Source organism: Pyxidicoccus sp. M6, assembly GCF_055568925.1.
On sequence record NZ_CM145714.1, the window covers coordinates 12,355,372 to 12,372,499 of the forward strand.

Here is a 17,128-nt window from a genome sequence, read left to right on the forward strand (position 1 = left end):
CTCCGGGCGCGGAGTGAGGCACTACGTGCGAGGCGTTGACGTCTCGCGGGATGACGCGGGCGGCTCGGGTGCGAGCCTCCCCTCCAACGTCAGCACGGGCGCGCGGAGCAGCACTGCCAGCTCGCCCATCAGCTCGGCCAATCGCCGCAGCCGTTCGCGAGGCTCCGGACTTCCGTCCTCGAAGCTGGCCGGGTCCAGGTACGCGAGCTGTGCCGAGACCCGTCCGTACACACCAGCCACTCGCACGGTCCTCACTTCCAGCGTGGCGTGCAGCGCTCCGAGGAAGCGCGTTGCCTGCGCCAGCGTTCCAGCGGCTTCGTCCAGTGCTCGCTCGCGCGCCTCTGGCTCCGTGCCCGGCATCGTCGCGGTCCACGGTGCCGCGGCTTCGAACAGCGACGCGCCGTCCACCACCACCGGCGGCGCGTCCTCCTCCAGCCAGCCACGGTCCAGCCACGTCAGCACGGGGACCAGTGCTGACGGTGCCTCCGCGCCCGCGCCCATCAATGGCCACGGGCGCACCGTGCCGCGCAACGCCGGCTCCAATGGCAGGGCTCGCAGCGCCTCGAGTGCGCCGGGTTCGAGCACGTCGGTTTCCCTCGCGAGCTCCCAGCGCTCCAGCCGCTCCAACAGCGCGCGGAAGGGCACCACACCCTCCGAGTGCGCGCGGGACTGGAGCTCGCCCCATGCGGTGACGCCGTCCCTCACGCGCAGCCGTGCGGCCTTGAGGGAGGCCAGGGCCTCGCGGTGACGTGCTCGCGCATCGCGTACCCTCGCCTCCTCGGGCGTCCGGGGCTCCGCCTCTCCCAGCACCCGCTTCACGCCGAGCCCCAGTGCCGTCAGCACCAGGCCACCCATGGCGAAGGGGATGAAGAAGGGCATGCGCGTCTCCTCCAGGAGAGGGTGTCAGCATCGCACCTTCCGCGCCCGCCGCGCGATGGAACCTCGGTCTGACTGCCCGAGGGGGAGGCAGGCTCAGCCCGCGCGGGGTTCGGATTCAGTCCTGGCATTCGTTTCGAGGGGTGGTGCACGCCTCCACGCCTGCCAGGTCAGTCAACGTCGCATCCGTTGGGGCCGACCGCCGCCGAAGCCGGAAAATCGGGCTCCGGAGCCGCGATCTCTCGAACGGAGTGCGTGGGGATGACCTACCGTGCGCGCTCCGTCTGGCGCCCTCTCCATGCGAATCCCCCGACATTGACGAGCTTCACGGCCGCACTACTCAGCGCACTTCTCGTGGCCTGCGGCTCCACGCACCACATGGTCGCTCCAGCCAGCGCCAGCGAGCTCACCCGCTTCGTGCTCTTCATCCGGGAGCTGCCCGACGGCACCGTGACCCACTCCTGGCAGCGTGCCGAGGAGGTGAACCTGGCGGAGTACAGGTTCCTGTCACGCGCACGCAGAGGGACCCGGAACTTTCTGCCCGTGGTCGCGCATCCGCGGGACTGCCATCAGGAATTCGTCGATTGCATCGACGAGTGCCTGTCACGCCCCCTCGCTCCAGGCTACGGACACATCACCTCCGACATGCCCAGGAAGGCCAGCAAGGCCAACAAACGGAAGTTCTGCCGGGGGAAATGCTGGCAGCCGTATCGAGACTGCAGCGAGCTGCAGGAACTGAAGCCTCAAGAGTTCACAGCCATCGACAGCGCGGTGGATTGGCTGAAGCGCAACCGCAAGACGGTCCTGGTAGGAAGTGTGGTCGTCGTGGCGGGCGTGGCCTTCGTGGTGCTCTCCGCTGGCGCGGGGCTTATCCTCCTCGCGCCTGCCGTGCTCCTGGCCGAGCCCGCGACTCCCTCTGAGTCCTGGATGGCGGAGGCCGCACCATGAAGGAGGACTGGCAGTTCCATTTTCGCGTCCTGAACCTCCTGGGAAAACTCTGGGAGGAATCCACGTCCGAGGAGGACAAGGAGTACCTGAGTGCGGCCAGGAACGCGCTCGACTTCATCCACGCGACCGGGCAGTCCCACGACTTCGAGGCCTATCGCGAGAGCCTCCAAGCCGATGCGCCCCCGCTCGTCATCGCGACTTTCGACACGAAGGAGAGCGCCGAGGACTGGCTGAAGAATCATCCGAACCCTCCAACCGGCGCAGATGTCTTGATTGCAGGCGAGTACCACTACGCCAATTGCTCACCCGACCTCAAACGTCGCTATCTGCTCCAGACTCGCACGCTCGAGTACTACCTCCGGGAGATGCTCGACGACGGCCTCTCCGCACCAGTGGCCACGTTCGACACGCTGGAACAAGCCCGAGCCTGGGTGGACAGCCAACCGAAGCCCCCCCAACAGGTGGTCATCACGATTGCCGGCGAGCCTCACCTCGTCGCGTACCACTACAAGGTCGGCCTCCGCGCCATCTACCCGCTCTCGCGCGCCGCGCCCCCGGGCTCCATCAACTACGACGTGGAGCCCGAGTAACCCGCCTCACCCCGTCCGCACCTGCGGCTCCGACTCCGCCGCGTCCAGCGGCGGCACGTACGGCCAGCCCGGCAGCGGCCCTTTACCGGCCTCGCGCGTGAGGTAGTCCGCCGCGATGTTGGCGCTCTCCATGATGGTGAGCAACCCGCTGCCCGGGTGCGTGCCACCGCCCACCCAGTAGAGCCCCTCGATGTCGCGGTTCTTCACCTTCGGCCGCAGCGGCCCCAACTGCAGCCACGTGTGCGACAGGTTGAACACCGCGCCGCGGAACACGTTGAAGTCGTCCCGCCACGTCTCCGCCGTGAAGTAGCGCTCCTCGCGGATGTGCTCGCGCACGCCCTTCAAGCCCACCTTCTCCAGCATCGCGGGGATGCGCTCCCGCAGCTTCGCCTCCGTGTCCGCCCAGTCCACATCCCTCGCCGTGTTCGGCGTGGGCACCAGCACGTACAGCGTGGAGTGCCCCTTCGGCGCCCCTGACGGGTCCGTCACCGTCGGGTTGCACACGTAGAAGGGCGGGTCGTCCACGTCCACGTGCTTGTCCTCCAGCGCGTCCCGGTCCGTGCGCCGCGCGGCGTCCGACAGGTAGATGAGGTGGTGCGGCAGCTCCGAGTACACCGTGTCCAGCCCGTAGTACGCCATGAACGTGCTGCACGAGTACTTCGCCTTCTCCAGCGCCGCGTCCGTCAGCCGCGAGCCCTCGCGCGCCTCGGCCGGCAGCAGCTTCGTCGCCGCGTACGCCAGGTCCGCATTGACGACCACCGCGTCCGCGTCCAGCACCTCGCCATTGGCCAGCTTCACGCCCACCGCGCGGCCCGCCTCCACGCGCACCTGCTCCACCGCCGTGCCCATGCGGAACGTGGCGCCCAGGTCCTGCGCACAGCGCATCATCCCCCGCGCCAGCTCGCGGAAGCCGCCCTCCACGTGCCACACGCCGAAGGCCAGCTCCAGGAAGGGAATCACGCTGAACACCGACGAACATGTCGTCGGGTGCAGCCCGAGGTACTTCGACGGGTACGCCAGCGCGTACGTAATCCGGTCATCGTGGAAGAAGGAGTCCAACTGCCGGTACAGCGTCTGCCACGGCTTGAAGCGCAGCGTGGGCGCCAGCCGCCACGGCGCGTAGTACCCGAGGCTGCCCGCGTTGGTGCAGATGAACTTCTCGTAGGCGATGGCGTACTTCTCGCGCCCCTCCTCCATCCACCCACGCAGCGCGGCGGCCTTCTCCGCGCCGTACTTCGCCACCTGCGCCTCCATGCGCGGCATGTCCCGCGTGGTGTCCAGGTACGTGCCGTCCCAGAAGTGCACCCGCGTGTTGATGTCCAGCGGGACGAGCTTCACGTAGTCGCCGATGCGCCGCCCCGCGCGCCGGAAAATCTGCTCCAGCACGCCTGGGAGCTGGAGGATGGACGGCCCGGTGTCGAGCGCGTACTCGCCCGCCGCGCCGAGCTTCAACCCCTTCATCCGCCCTCCGGGCACCGCGTCCTTCTCCACCACGGTGACGCGCAATCCCTGCCCGGCCAGGTTGATGGCGGCGGACAGGCCTCCAGGGCCGGCTCCCACGACGATGACGTGACGCACCATGACGCATGGATGCCTGAAAGGCCGGAACGTTGCACGCCTGTCGGTGCACGGGCGGACGGATGCCCTTCGGGCCTTTCGCCTGCCGGACAGGTGCGCTCCGTCCATGGCACGGTGGGGCTCCCGGGAACGCGGGTGTCGGGTTATCGCCCTGGTGGACCCTATTCAGGGGTCCCCGCTTCGTGCTCTTCGCGACATCGTGTTCCCCCTCCCGTCTTCCCACCTGCGCCGTCACGCGTCCGTGTACGGCGCGCTGCTGGTCGGCCTGGCCGTCACGGGGGTCTCCGCGTTCTTCGTGCAGCGAGGCATCGACGAGCGGCGCAACCAACGCTTCGATGACGCCGTCCGCGAGGGCGAGCTGGGCCTCCAGCAGCGCCTGGACACGTACCAGGCCATGCTGCTCGGCACGCGCGGGCTGTTCAGCAGCAGCCAGGTGGTGAAGCGCGACGAGTTCCACGCGTACGTGGAGAGCCTGGAGCTGCGCCGGCGCTACCCCGGCATCCAGGGCATCGGCTTCGCGCAGTGGCTGAAGCCGGGAGAGGTGGAGGCACACGAGGCCTCGGTGCACCGTGAGGGCTTCACGGACTATCGCGTGTGGCCGAAGGACGGCCGCGCGGAACACACCGCCATCGTCTTCCTGGAGCCCCTGGACACACGCAACCGCCGCGCCATCGGCTTCGACATGTACTCCGAGCCCATCCGCCAGGAGGCCATGCGCCGTGCCATGGAGACGGGGCTGCCGGCGGCCAGCGGGAAGGTGCGGCTGGTGCAGGAGCACGAGGCGGACCTCCAGCCCCAGGCGGGCTTCCTCATCTACGTGCCCGTCTACGATGGCCCGGCGGGCACGCAACCGGCCACGCCCGAGCTGCGCCGGGCCCACCTGCGAGGCTTCGTCTTTGCGCCGTTCCGCATGGGGGACCTGGTGGAGGGGCTGCGCTTCCCGGGCTTCCAGGGCACCGTGGACCTGGAGGTGCATGACGACGAGAACGTGCGCCCCGACTCCGTGCTGTACACCTCGGTCGAGGACGGCCCGTGGGAGGAGGGGCTGCGGCTGGGCCTGCGCCGCGAGGTGCCCATGTCCGTGGCCGGGCGGCCGTGGACGCTGGTCTTCACCGCGCGCGAGTCCTTCCTCGAGAAGAACACCCAGGTGGAGCTCTTCACGGTGGTGGTCGGCGGGCTGCTGGTGACGCTGCTGCTGTTCCTGATGACGCGCGCGCAGGTGAAGGCCCGGGCCGCGGCCGAGGCCGCGAGCGTGGAGCAGCAGCGGCTGGCAAGCGAGGCGCGGATGGCGGTGCGGCTGCGCGACGAATTCCTCGGCGTCGCCGCGCACGAGCTGCGCACGCCGCTCACGTCGCTGAAGCTCCAGTTGCAGTTGCTGTACCGGCAGCTCCGCCAGGGCGGGCCGCTGGACGCGGAGCGCGTGGAGCACGGGGTGACGTCGTGCGAGCGGCAGACCACGCGGCTGTCGCAGCTCGTGGACAGCCTGCTGGACGTGTCGCGGCTGATGCACGGGCGGATGGAGCTGCGACTGGAGCCGCTGGAGCTGGGCGAGGTGACGCGAGAGCTGGTGCGGCGCTTCGAGACGGATGCGCAGTCGGTAGGCTCGCGGCTGACGGTGGACGCGCCGGAGCCGGTGCCGGGCCGGTGGGACCGGCTGCGGCTGGAGCAGGTGCTGACGAACCTGGTGTCCAACGCGCTGAAATACGGCCAGGGCGCGCCGGTGGACGTACGCGTGCGCGGCGACGGAGACGCGGCGCTGCTGGAGGTGAGCGACAGGGGCATCGGCATCGCCCCCGAGGACGTGGAGCGCATCTTCGACCGCTTCGAGCGGGCGGTGTCGAGCCGGCACTACGGCGGGCTGGGACTGGGGCTGTTCATCACGCGGCAGCTCGTGGAGGCACTGGGCGGGCGCATCTCCGTGGAGAGCACTCCGGGCCAGGGGGCCACCTTCATCGTGCGGCTGCCGGTGACGGGGCCAGGGAACGGAGCGCACGCCACGGTGGCCGAGCCCGAGGAGCCCCGGGCTCCCCTGCACTGAGCGAGCGGGGAAGCACGCCGCCCACTGGGCACTGGTGGACACCCCGCGCGCGAGCGCACATGAGGGTTCGACAGCCCGCACGTCCGTGTCTATGTCCCAGGTCATGGAGCCCGCACCGCGCGAGGTGCTGCTGTTCACCCTGGAAGGCCAGCGCTACGGCCTGCTCGCCGAGGACGTCCGCGAGCTGGTGCGCGCCGCGCGCCTGACCCCCCTGCCTCGCGCTCCCGCCGTCGTCGAGGGCCTGCTCAACCTGCGCGGTGAGCTGCTGCCCGTCCTCGATTTGCGCCGCCGCTTCCGCCACCCGCACCGCCCGCTGTCGCCCCTGGACCACTTCATCGTCGCCCGCGCCGGGGCAAGACAGGTGGTGCTCCGCGTGGACCGCGCGGAAGGGCTGCGCGTGCTTGCCCCGGGTGAGTGGGATGCCTCGCCTCGCGAGCTGCCCGGCGTGGGCCATGTCGCCGGGGCCGCGAAGCTCGCGGATGGGCTCGTGCTCGTCCATGACCTGCGCTCCTTCCTCTCCGAGGCCGAGTCGCTGGAGCTCGACGCCGCGCTGGCCTCGCCGCCGGAGACGCCGTGAGCTGGGGCCCCTGGAGTCATCCCGGCTTCGCCGCCGTGCTCGCGCTGGTGGAGGAGCGCGCCGGGCTCGCCGCGCCGAGCTGCCCCGCCGCCGCCGAGGACGCCATCTCCGGGGCCATGGCCCGCGCCGGCATCTCCGACTTCGACGTGTACCGCGCGCGCCTCGCCGAGGACCCGGCCGCGCTCGATGACCTGCTCATCGAGCTCACCGTCGGCGAGACGTACTTCTTCCGCACTCCCGAGCACTTCGAGCACCTGCGCCGCGTGGTGCTGCCGGAGATTCGCGAGCGGCTCGGGCCGGAGCACACCGTGCGCATGTGGAGCGCGGCGTGTGCCTCGGGCGAGGAGCCGTACTCGATGGCGGTGCTGCTCCAGGCCGAGGGCTGGGGCGAGCACATGGCCGTGTATGCGACGGATGTGTCTCGCGGCGCGCTCGCGCGGGCACGGCAGGCGAACTATGGCGAGTGGTCCCTGCGCGGCCCGTGGGCGGACCGGATGCGGTCGCACCTGCGCATGGAGGGCCGCAGGTATGTGCTGGCTCCCGACGTGCAGCAGCTCGTGCGCTTCAGCTACCTGAACCTCGCGCTCGACACGTGGCCCTCGGCGGACAGCGGCATCTGGAAGCTGGATGTCGTCTTCTGCCGCAACGTCCTCATCTACTTCAACCGCGCCACCATCGAGGCCGTGGCCCGCAGGCTCCATGATGCGCTCGCGGAAGGGGGCTACCTGTTCACCGGCCCCTCGGACCCGCCGCTCGGTGAATTGGCGCCGCTGCGGCCCGTACTGACCGAATGGGGTGTGCTCTACCGGCGGCCGTTGCGCGGTGCCGCCGTGTCCGTGCCCTCGACGGTGCATGAGGCGCGCGGGCCGTCCGGGGCCGTGCTCTCGCCCGACGTCGGCGCGCCGGCACCCGTTCCGATGGGTGTGGGACCTGGATACGCGACAGAAGCGGGTCCGACGCCAGCACGTGACGGTGGCGCACCAGGCGCTCCCGTCGCACCCTCGCGTGCGGCCCACGCGCCGGACGTGGAGGCGCTCGCCGCGGCACGGACGGACCTGGAGCGCGGTAACTGGCGTGGTGCCGCGCAGCGGCTCGGTGCCTTCGACGAGGACGCGGCCGTGGCCATGGAGGCGGTGCGCGTCCTCGCCAACCTCGATGCCCATGCCGCCGTGGATGCCTGCGCGGAAGCGGCCTCGCGTCACCCGCTCGTCGCCGGGCTGCGGTACCTGGAGTCCCTGCTGCTGCTCGGTCAGGGCCGGTTCGCCGACGCGGAGCGCTCCGCGCGGCAGGCGCTGTACCTGGAGCCCTCGCTGGTGGTGGCGTGGCTCGTCCTCGGCCGTGTGCTCCGGCGGCGTGGTGATTCAGAAGGTGCCCTCAAGGCCTGGAGCGAGGCGGAGCTGCTGTGCTCCGTCCTTCCCCCGGACGCTCCCGTTCCCCTCGCGGATGGCGAGCGTGCCAGTGCGCTCGCGGAGGTGGCGCGCGGTGAGCGGACACGGCTGAAAGCGGCCCTGGCTGCTGGCGGAGAGACGACGTGATGTCGAGGTTCGGCGCAATCGACAGGGACGCGGCGCGCGGTGAGCGCACCCGGTCTGGGGAGACGACCTGATGGCGGGCTCGGGAATCGACTGGGACGCGGCACGCGCGCGACTCGCACGGCTGGCGGCCCTGGCGGAGTCGGAGGGCACCCTCGCTCCCGCGGAGGCTGGGGCCGTGCTGGATGCCCGTGCCCGCGCCCTCGCGCGTGCGCCCACGCCCGAGGCGGAGCCCGGCACGCTGCGCGAGGTCGTCCACTTCCGCACCGCCGGTCAGCGGTACACGCTGGAGTCGCGCTTCGTGCTGGAAGTCGTGCGCGCACCGGAAGTGGTGCCGCTGCCGGGCGCACCGCCCGCGCTGCGTGGCCTCACGCTGCTGCATGGCGAGGTGCTCCCCGTCGTCGAGCTGGCGCCCCTCTTCGGCCGCGCGCCGTCGGAAGCCACCGGGCCCGTGCTCGTCGTCGGCGCGGGGCGGCCCGAGCTGGGCCTGCGCACCGAGGAGGTCGAAGAGGTCACCCTGCTGCGAGGGCGCGCGCTGCTGCCGCCGCCCGCCACCGTGGACACCGCGCTGGTGTCCGCCGCTGAAGAGGACGGCACGCTCGTGCTGGAGGGAGAGGCGCTGCTGGGTGACAGTCGCCTCGTCTTCGATTTGTCCGAGGAAGGAGCTGTATGAGCATCGGGAATCGCATCGCACTCGGCTTCGGACTGTCCCTGCTGGTGCTGCTGGTGCTGGCGGGCGTGGCCTTCCAGGGCGCCAACCAGCTCACGGACAGCACCAACACCCTCCTGCGGATTCAGGAGGACGTCCGCCTCATCAGCGAGATACGCACGCTGCTGCTGGAGGCAGAGTCCAGCCAGCGCGGCTTCCTCCTCACCGGCGAGGACCCGTACCTGGCGCCGTATCAGCGGGTCGCCACCACGCTGAAGGAAGACCTGGCGCGGCTGCGCGAGGCGGTGGCCTCCGACGCCGAGCAGCGCGCGCGGCTCAGCCAGCTCGAGCCCGCCGTCGCCGAGCGCATGGACCGGTTGGCCGAAGGCATCCGCGTGCGCCGCGCGGAAGGCCTGGAGGGTGGCTCTCGGTACATCAAGGTGGGCCAGGGCGAGCAGCTCATGGGCCAGGTGCGGGACATCGGCGCCGAGATGCTCGCCGCCGAGCAGGAGCGGTGGGAAGACCATGCCGCGGACGCCAAGGCCATGGCGAGCCGCCTCATGTGGGTGCTCGGCATCTGCTCCCTGCTCGGCCTCGCCATCGTCGCGGTGGGCAGCTACGCCGTCACCAAGAGCATCACCGTTCCCCTGCAGAAGCTGATGGTCGGCGCCGAGCAGCTCGGCCGGGGCCAACTGGAGCACCGCATCGACGTGCGGGGCAGCGACGAGGCGGCGGAGCTGGCGCGCGCCTTCAACGCCATGGCCGAGCGTCGCCGCGAGGCCGAGGCCCAGCTCGCGAAGCAGGCCGAGCAGCGCGAGCACACGCTGCGGACGGTGGCGGAGTTCGTCAACCAGCTCGCCGGAGCCAGCGCGCAGATTCTCGCCAGCACCACGGAGCAGGTGGCCGGCGCGCAGGAGCAGGGCAGCGCGGTGACGGAGACGGTGAGCACCATCGAGGAAATCACCAAGACGTCCGAGGAGGCCGCGGCGCGCGCGCGTGGAGTGAGCGACTCCGCCCGCCACGCGGAGGAAGTCGGCCGCGGCGGGCGGCGCGCGGTGGAGGAGGCCGTGGCCTCCATGGGCGTCGTGCGCGAGCAGGTGGAGTCCATCGCCTCGCGCATCCTCGCCCTCGCCGAGCAGGCGCAGGCCATTGGCGACATCATCACCACCGTCAACGACATCTCCGAGCAGACGCACATGCTGGCCCTCAACGCCTCCATCGAGGCCAGCCGCGCCGGAGAGCAGGGCCGGGGCTTCGCCGTGGTGGCCGCCGAGGTGAAGGCGCTCGCGGACCAGTCCAAGAAGGCCACGGGCCAGGTGCGCCAGATTCTGGGGCAGATTCAGAAGGCCACCCACGGCGCGGTGATGACCACCGAGGAGGGCACCAAGAGCGTGGCCACCGCCACCCGCGTGGTGTCCGAGGCGGGCGCCAACATCCAGACTCTGTCCGACCTGCTCGCCCAGGCTTCCCTGACGGCGGCGCAGATTGCGGCGTCGGCCAATCAGCAGGCCACGGGAATCGCCCAGATTCGCCAGGCGATGCATGACGTGAACCAGGCCACGCAGCAGGCCGTCCAGTCCTCGCGGCAGACGGAGCGCGCCATGCAGGACCTCAACAGCATGGGCCAGAAGCTCAAGGGGCTGCTGGGAGAGTACGGGCGCTGATGGACCGGGACCGGCTGGCGCAGGCACTGCTGGCGACGTTCCTCGAGGAGCTCGAGGGGCATGTGGCCTCGCTCAACCGCGAGCTGCTCGCCCTGGAGCGCGAGCGGACACCGGCGCGCGCGGCGGAGCACGTGGCCTCGTTGCTGCGCACACTGCACAGCGTGAAGGGCGCGGCGCGCGCGGCCAGTACGCCCCTGGTGGAGACGGCGTGTCACCGGATGGAGGAGGTGCTGGAGCGCGTTCGCGACGAGGGCGCCGGCGCTCCCGAGGTGTATGAGCTGTGCTTCACCACCGTGGATGCGCTGGATGATGCGGGGCGGCGGCTGGCCGCGAAGGAGGACCTCGCCGGCTCTCCGCTCGAGGCGCTGCTACCGCAATTGGAGCGAGCGGCCCGACGCGCCGAGCCTCCATCAGCTCCCGCGCCTGGTGTCGCCGCGCGCGAAACGGCCGTCGTCGAGCCCGCCGCCTCGGAGCTTCCACCTCCCGGCCCCGGCGTTGCCGAGACGCTGCCGGTGCGTGTGTCCGCGCAGAAGCTGGACGCGCTGCTCGCGCGCAGCGGCGAGCTCCGCGTGGCCACGCTGCGATTGGATGGACGGGCCGAAGCCCTGGAGTCCGTGCGCGAATCCCTCACCCAGGCTCGCGAGGCAGTGCGCGGGACGGCGGGCGAAGCAGCCCTGCGCCGCGCGGAGACGGAGCTGGCCCGCGTCGCTCGCGAGCTGGCCGCGGACCGGCGCACCCTCGGTGGCGTGGCCACCGGCCTCGATGACGAGGTCCGCCGCGCGCGCACCCTCTCCTTCCTCGAAGGATGTGAGGGATTGGAGCGCGCCGCCCGAGACGTGGCTCGCACGCTGGGCCGCGCCGCTCGATTGGAGATTCACGGCGGCGCCCTGGAGTTGGACCGCTCGTTACTACAGGCACTTCGTGAGCCGCTGCTCCACCTCGTGCGCAACGCGGTGGCACACGGGCTGGAAGCACCGGAGCAGCGACGCATCGCAGGCAAGCCGGAGGAGGGCCGCGTCGCCCTCACCGCGCGCCTGCGAGGCAGCCGCGTGCAGGTGACGGTGGAGGACGACGGACGTGGCCTCGACCTGGAGGCCCTGCGAGAACAGGCGCGGGCTCGCGGGCTCGACGTGCCGGAGGACGACGCGGACGCCGCGCGGCTCGCCTTCCTTCCAGGCCTGTCCACCGCGACGGAAGTCACGCGCGTCTCGGGCCGGGGCGTCGGCCTGGACGTGGTGCGCACGCAGGTGGAAGCCCTGCGCGGCACGGTGGAGTTGGCGACGCGCCCGGGCCAGGGCACCACCTTCCTCCTCGATGTGCCCCTCACGCTGAGCACCCTGCGCGTGCTGCTGGTCTCCGCGAGCGGGCAGACACTCGCCCTGGCCAGCGAGAGCGTGGCGCGGCTCGTCCGGTTGGCCTCCAGCGAGGTGCGCGAGGTGGAAGGCCGTCCCATGTGGGCCTCCGGTGACGCGCTCGTGCCCCTGGTCTTGCTGGCGGACGTGCTGGGCCTGCCACCCGGTCCTCCGCGCACACGGCGGAGCGCGGTGGTGCTCGCCGCCGGTACCGCGCGCGCCGCGCTCGTGGTGGACGAGGTGTTGTCCGAGCAGGAGACCCTGGTGCGCTCGCTCGGCGCGCGCGTGCGCCGGGCGCGGCACGTGTCCTCCGTGGCGGTGCTGCCGGACGGGCGGCTGTCGCTGTTGCTCAACCCCGTCTCCCTCGTGCGCGCGGCGGGAGGACGGCCCTCCGCGGCACTGTTCCCCGCCCCCGCGGCCCAGCGGACGAGGCGCCGCGTGGTGCTGGCGGACGACTCGCCCACCACGCGCGCGTTGGAGCAGAGCATCCTGGAAGGCGCGGGCTACGAGGTGGTGGCGTGCGTCGACGGCGCCGAGGCCTGGGAGCGGCTCCAGGCGGGCGGCGCGGACGCGCTGGTGCTGGACGTGGAGATGCCCCGCATGGACGGCTTCGCGCTCACCGAGGCCGTGCGCGCCTCGCCGCGCTTCTCGCGGCTGCCGGTGGTGCTCGTCACCGCGCGCGGCAAGCCCGAGGACAAGGCGCGCGGCCTCCAGGCCGGCGCCAGTGCCTACCTGGTGAAGAGTGCCTTCGACCCGACGAGCCTGCTGGAGACGCTGAGGCGACTGTTATGAGGAACAACCCGTTGCGAATCGTCGTGGCCGAGGACTCGCCCACCGCGCGCCGGCTGCTGGTGGAAATCCTTCGCGCCGACCCCGGCCTCACGGTGGTGGGAGAGGCGAAGGACGGCGTGGAGGCGGTGGAGCTGGTGCAGCGCCTGCGGCCGGACCTGGTGACGATGGACATCCAGATGCCGCGCATGGACGGCCTCGACGCCACCCGCCGCATCATGACGGAGGTGCCCACGCCCGTCGTCGTCGTCTCCACGCTGGTGGAGCGCGACATCCAGACGTCCATGGCCGCGCTGCGCGCCGGAGCGCTCGCCGTGCTGCAGAAGCCGGTGGGCCCGGAGTCGCCGGACTTCGACGCCGAGAGCCGCCGCCTGCGCGACACCCTCAAGGCCATGGCCGAGGTGAAGGTGGTGCGCCGCTGGCCCGAGCGCGCGACGCCTCCCGCGCCCCCCGCCGTCACCGCCCCCGCCGCTCCCGTGCAGCGTCCGGCGGTGGTGGCGCTGGCCGCATCCACCGGAGGCCCGGCCGCCCTCCACCGCGTGCTGTCCGAGTTGCCCGCGGACTTCCCCGTGCCGCTGCTGGTGGTGCAGCACATCGCCCTCGGCTTCAGCCAGGGCTTCGCCACCTGGCTGGGCACCGCCGGCCCCCTGCCGGTGAAGGTGGCCGAGGACGGCGACCCATTGCTGCCCGGCCACGTCTACCTCTCGCCGGACGACCGGCACCTGGGCCTCCATGGCGAGGGGCGCGTGGAGGTGTCCCGCGCGGCGCCGGTGAATGGCTTCCGGCCGTCCGCCACGTGGCTGTTCCGGTCCGTGGCGCGCGTGCACGGGGCGCGCTCACTGGCGGTGGTGCTCACCGGCATGGGCCAGGACGGCCTGGAGGGCGTGCGCGAGCTTCGCGCCGCGGGCGGCTACGTGCTGGCCCAGGACGAGCCCACCTCCATCGTCTACGGCATGCCGGGCGTGGTGGTGGGCGCCGGTCTGGCGCACGAGGTGGTGCCGCTGCCCTCCATCGCCTCACGGCTGCTCCAGGGAGTGCGGCTGGGGGTGCCCGCTCCCTGAGTCGCACTATCGGCTTTCCGTAAATTCGTTGCGGAGCGCCCCACGCCGGGATGGTCCGGCGCGGCCCAGGTGTCATCATGGGGCCGGACCTGTACTGCGCATGGAAGCCCTCCCTCCCTCTCTCGCCGCCGCGTTCACCGCGCTCCCCGACCCCACCTACGTGCTCGACGCGATGGGCCGGGTCGTCGCGTGCAGCACGGCGGGAGCACGGGCATTGGAGCGCACGCCCGCCGAGCTGGCAGGCAGGCACTGGGGCGAGCTGGGCGTGTCCGCGCGGGACTTCGCCCTCCTCGAGACGACGCGCGCCCGGGTGCTGAGCACCGGCGCCGCGGAGACGCTGGAGCTGACGTGGCCCACGGAGCTGGGCCCTCTCCGGCACGCGCTGGTGCTCACACCGCTGCCGATGCGGGACGGGTGCGAGGCCTGCGTGCTGGTGACGGCGCGGCCCCTCACCGAGGCCGAGGCGGTGTACTCGCGCGCGCTGGAGTTGGAGCAGGCCTCGCGCGCGGAGGTGGAGCAGGCCGAGCGGCGGCGCTCGTTCCTCTACCAGGCGATGACGACGCTGTTCACCCATCCGCCGGACCCGCAGGGCATGTACACGCTGCTGGCGCACCTCGCGGTGCCGGACCTCTCGGACTGGTGTCTGGTGGATGCGCTGGAGCAGGGCCCGTGGGTGACGCGCATGGCGGTGGCGTGCCTGGACCCGATGCAGCAGGAGCGCTCGGGCTCGCTGCCCATGCGCACGGAGCTGCGCGACGACGCGCCCGTGGGCCTGCTGCGCGTGCTGCGCACCGGGGAGCCGGAGCTGGTGCCCGCGGTGACGGACTCGCTGTTGCGCGCGGCCTCGGCGGAGCCCGCGCACCCGGCGCTGCTGCGGGCGCTGCAGGCGCGCTCGTACATGATTGTCCCGCTGCGAGCGCGCGGGCACACGCTGGGCGCGGTGACCTTCGTGGCGTCCGGCTCCGGGCGGCGGTACGGGCCGGATGACCTGGCGCTGGCGGAGGACCTGTGCCTTCGCGCGAGCCTCGCCATCGACAACGCGCGGCTGGTGGGTGAGTCACGCCGCGCGGCGCGGGCCCGTGAGGATTTGCTGGCCGTCGTGTCGCACGACTTGAAGAACCCGCTGGGCGTGGTGCAGCTCGGGTCCGCGCTGCTCTTGCGTGGCCCTGGGAGCAAGCCCGGAGGAGAGAGCGTGGCGAAGCAGGCCACGCGCATCCAGGACGCGACGGAGCGGATGTCGCGGCTCATCTCGGACCTGCTGGACTGGGGACGGCTGGAGGCGGGAGGGCTGCCGCTGGAGTGGGGTGAGCACGCGGTGCCGGCGCTCGTCACCGAGGCGGTGGAGTCCATCCGCCCGCTCGCCGAGGCCAAGGGCCTGCACCTGAACATCGAATTGCCCGCGAGCGACGTGCGCGCGCGGTGCGACCGGGTGCGGGTGCTCCAGGTGCTGGGCAACCTGCTGGGCAACGCGGTGAAGTTCACCTCCGCTGGCGGCGAGCTCGCGGTGGGCGCGCGGATGCGTGGCCCCGAGGTGGCCTTCCACGTGCGCGACACCGGCGCGGGCATCGCTCCCGAGGCGCTGCCGCACATCTTCGACCGCTACTGGCAGGCGCGCGACGCGGCCAGCAGGGGCACGGGCCTGGGGCTCGCCATCGCCAAGGGCCTGGTGGAAGCGCACGGCGGCACCATCCGCGGGGAGAGCACGCTGGGCGAAGGCAGCACGTTCACCTTCACCCTGCCGGTGGCCACGGGCGCGGCGCTGGTGTCAGCAGCACCGGCGGCTCGCGCGGTGTCTCACGACTGAGCTGTCGCCCGGTACTCAACACCTGACACCCGGCGCGTGGATGAAGTCTTCTGCTCGCACGTCCCAGCGGGAGCCCGGCCCTCCTCGCATGCGATGGCGGACACTGTGTCCCGCGTGAGCGCCGAATGCCGTGCCGGGGCCGGTAGAGTCCCGCGCAGTCATGCTCAGCGCGGAGCCGCTTCCCACCGCCTTCCTGTTGACCGTCTGCGGCGCCCTGCTGGGACTGAGCGTGCTCTTCAGCCGTGCCTCGGGGCGCTTCGGCATTCCCGTGGCGCTGCTCTTCCTGGGCGTCGGCATGGCGGCCGGCACCGACGGCCCGGGCGGCATCTCGTTCAGCGACTACGGCTTCGCCTTCCGCCTGGGCACGGTGGCGCTCGTCCTCATCCTCTTCGACGGCGGCCTCAACACGCCGCTGTCCGCCATCGAGCACGCGCTCCGCCCCGCCGCCGTGCTGGCCACGGTGGGTGTCGTCGCCACCGCGGCCATCATGGGCGTCGCCGCGCACCTGCTCTTCGGCTTCTCGTGGACGGAGGCCATGTTGCTCGGCGCCATCGTCTCCTCCACCGACGCGGCGGCCGTCTTCGCCGTGCTGCGCGGCAGCGGCCTCACCCTCAAGCGCCGCGTGGGCACCACGCTGGAGCTGGAGTCCGGCCTCAACGACCCCATGGCCGTCATCCTCACCACCGGCCTCACCCACGCCCTCGCGAGCGGCAAGCGGCCCGGATGGGAGTTGGTGGTGGAGGCCGTGGTGCAGATGGTGGTGGGCGCGGGGCTCGGGCTCGCGATGGGCTGGGCCGGGCGGCTGCTCCTCAAGCGCCTGCGCCTGCGCGTCGCCGGCCTCTACCCGGTGATGACGCTGGCCCTCGCGCTGCTCGCCTACGGCGTGCCCACGCTGCTGCACGGCAGCGGCTTCCTCGCGGTGTACGTGGTGGGCATCGCCCTGGGCAGCGAGACCATCCGCTACCGCACGGGCCTCTTGCGCATCCACGATGCGCTCGCGTGGCTGTCCCAGGTGGGCATGTTCCTCGTGCTCGGGTTGCTCGTCTTTCCCCGTAGGCTCTTCGACGTCGCGCTGGAGGGGCTGGGGCTGGCGGTGGTGCTCGCCTTCGTGGCGCGTCCCGTCGCGGTGCTGCTGTGCCTGCTGCCCTTCCGCTTCCCCGCGCGGGAAATCCTCTTCACCGGCTGGGTGGGCTTGCGCGGCGCGGTGCCCATCATCCTCGCCACCTTCCCCGTGCTGTCCGGAACGCATGGGGCCCGCGAGGTCTTCACCATCGTCTTCTTCATCGTGGTGGTGAACGGGCTCATCCCCGGCGCCACCGTGCCCTGGGTGACGCGCCGGCTGGGGCTCGCCTCCAGGGCCCCCGAGCCGCCCCCGGCCGTGCTGGAGATTGCCTCCACGCAGCTCCTCAACGGCGAGCTGAGCGCCTTCTACATCGGCTCCGCGTCGGCGGTGGCCGGTGAGCGCGTCTCCGACCTGCCCTTCCCTCCGGGCTCGGCCGCCATGCTGCTGGTGCGGGGACAGGAGCTGATGGCGCCCCGCGGCGACACCGTCTTCCAGACAGGAGACCACGTCTACGTCTTCTGTCACTCCGAGGACCTGCCGCTCCTGCGCCTGCTCTTCGGCCAGCAGGAGGACGAGTAGCCCGGGTGTTCAGGACGGACATGCCAGG

At 71.8% G+C, this 17,128-nt stretch carries 13 protein-coding genes; 11 read left to right on the plus strand and 2 right to left on the minus strand.

Going from position 1 to position 17,128, the window contains the following annotated elements; all coding sequences use genetic code 11:
- Positions 1–21: 21 nt before the first annotated feature.
- Positions 22–879, minus strand: coding sequence for a hypothetical protein (locus tag ACVTJA_RS48835; protein WP_465831310.1), 858 nt, complete (start codon positions 877–879; stop codon positions 22–24).
- Between the two features lie 258 nt (positions 880–1,137).
- Between ACVTJA_RS48835 and ACVTJA_RS48840 the strand changes: the two genes are divergently transcribed.
- Positions 1,138–1,824: a hypothetical protein gene (locus tag ACVTJA_RS48840; RefSeq protein WP_465831312.1), complete on the plus strand. Its 687-nt coding sequence runs from the start codon at positions 1,138–1,140 to the stop codon at positions 1,822–1,824.
- Positions 1,821–2,414 (plus strand): head protein, encoded by a 594-nt coding sequence (locus tag ACVTJA_RS48845; RefSeq protein ID WP_465831314.1) that lies wholly within the window; start codon positions 1,821–1,823, stop codon positions 2,412–2,414. The genes ACVTJA_RS48840 and ACVTJA_RS48845 overlap by 4 nt, the downstream gene beginning before the upstream one ends.
- 6 nt (positions 2,415–2,420) lie before the next feature.
- Here the strand turns inward: ACVTJA_RS48845 and ACVTJA_RS48850 are convergent, their stop codons facing one another.
- A complete protein-coding gene (locus ACVTJA_RS48850; RefSeq protein ID WP_465831316.1) occupies positions 2,421–3,995 on the minus strand; it encodes a phytoene desaturase family protein in 1,575 nt (524 codons plus the stop codon).
- Positions 3,996–4,191: 196 nt separating this feature from the next.
- Here ACVTJA_RS48850 and ACVTJA_RS48855 point away from each other — a divergent pair, with 196 nt between their 5' ends.
- From ACVTJA_RS48855 to ACVTJA_RS48895, 9 genes are all read left to right on the plus strand, one after another.
- Positions 4,192–6,030 (plus strand): CHASE domain-containing protein, encoded by a 1,839-nt coding sequence (locus ACVTJA_RS48855; protein WP_465831317.1) that lies wholly within the window; start codon positions 4,192–4,194, stop codon positions 6,028–6,030.
- A 103-nt stretch (positions 6,031–6,133) separates the two neighbouring features.
- Complete coding sequence (locus ACVTJA_RS48860) at positions 6,134–6,607, plus strand: chemotaxis protein CheW (protein ID WP_465831319.1); 474 nt, start codon at positions 6,134–6,136, stop codon at positions 6,605–6,607.
- On the plus strand, positions 6,604–8,142 hold the full coding sequence (locus ACVTJA_RS48865) for a CheR family methyltransferase (protein ID WP_465831321.1): 1,539 nt from the start codon (positions 6,604–6,606) through the stop codon (positions 8,140–8,142). The genes ACVTJA_RS48860 and ACVTJA_RS48865 overlap by 4 nt, the downstream gene beginning before the upstream one ends.
- Positions 8,143–8,212: 70 nt before the next feature.
- Positions 8,213–8,812, plus strand: a complete 600-nt coding sequence (locus ACVTJA_RS48870) for a chemotaxis protein CheW (protein ID WP_465831322.1) — start codon at positions 8,213–8,215, stop codon at positions 8,810–8,812.
- Positions 8,809–10,452, plus strand: a complete 1,644-nt coding sequence (locus ACVTJA_RS48875) for a methyl-accepting chemotaxis protein (RefSeq protein ID WP_465831324.1) — start codon at positions 8,809–8,811, stop codon at positions 10,450–10,452. Before ACVTJA_RS48870 ends, ACVTJA_RS48875 begins: the two co-directional genes overlap by 4 nt.
- Complete coding sequence (locus tag ACVTJA_RS48880; protein WP_465831325.1) at positions 10,452–12,596, plus strand: hybrid sensor histidine kinase/response regulator; 2,145 nt, start codon at positions 10,452–10,454, stop codon at positions 12,594–12,596. The genes ACVTJA_RS48875 and ACVTJA_RS48880 overlap by 1 nt, the downstream gene beginning before the upstream one ends.
- Entirely contained in the window at positions 12,593–13,654 is a 1,062-nt protein-coding gene (cheB, locus tag ACVTJA_RS48885; protein WP_465831326.1) for a chemotaxis-specific protein-glutamate methyltransferase CheB, read from the plus strand. The genes ACVTJA_RS48880 and cheB overlap by 4 nt, the downstream gene beginning before the upstream one ends.
- Positions 13,655–13,754: 100 nt before the next feature.
- A complete protein-coding gene (locus tag ACVTJA_RS48890) occupies positions 13,755–15,458 on the plus strand; it encodes an ATP-binding protein (RefSeq protein WP_465831328.1) in 1,704 nt (567 codons plus the stop codon).
- A gap of 160 nt (positions 15,459–15,618) precedes the next feature.
- A complete protein-coding gene (locus ACVTJA_RS48895; protein WP_465831330.1) occupies positions 15,619–17,100 on the plus strand; it encodes a potassium/proton antiporter in 1,482 nt (493 codons plus the stop codon).
- Positions 17,101–17,128: the final 28 nt, after the last annotated feature.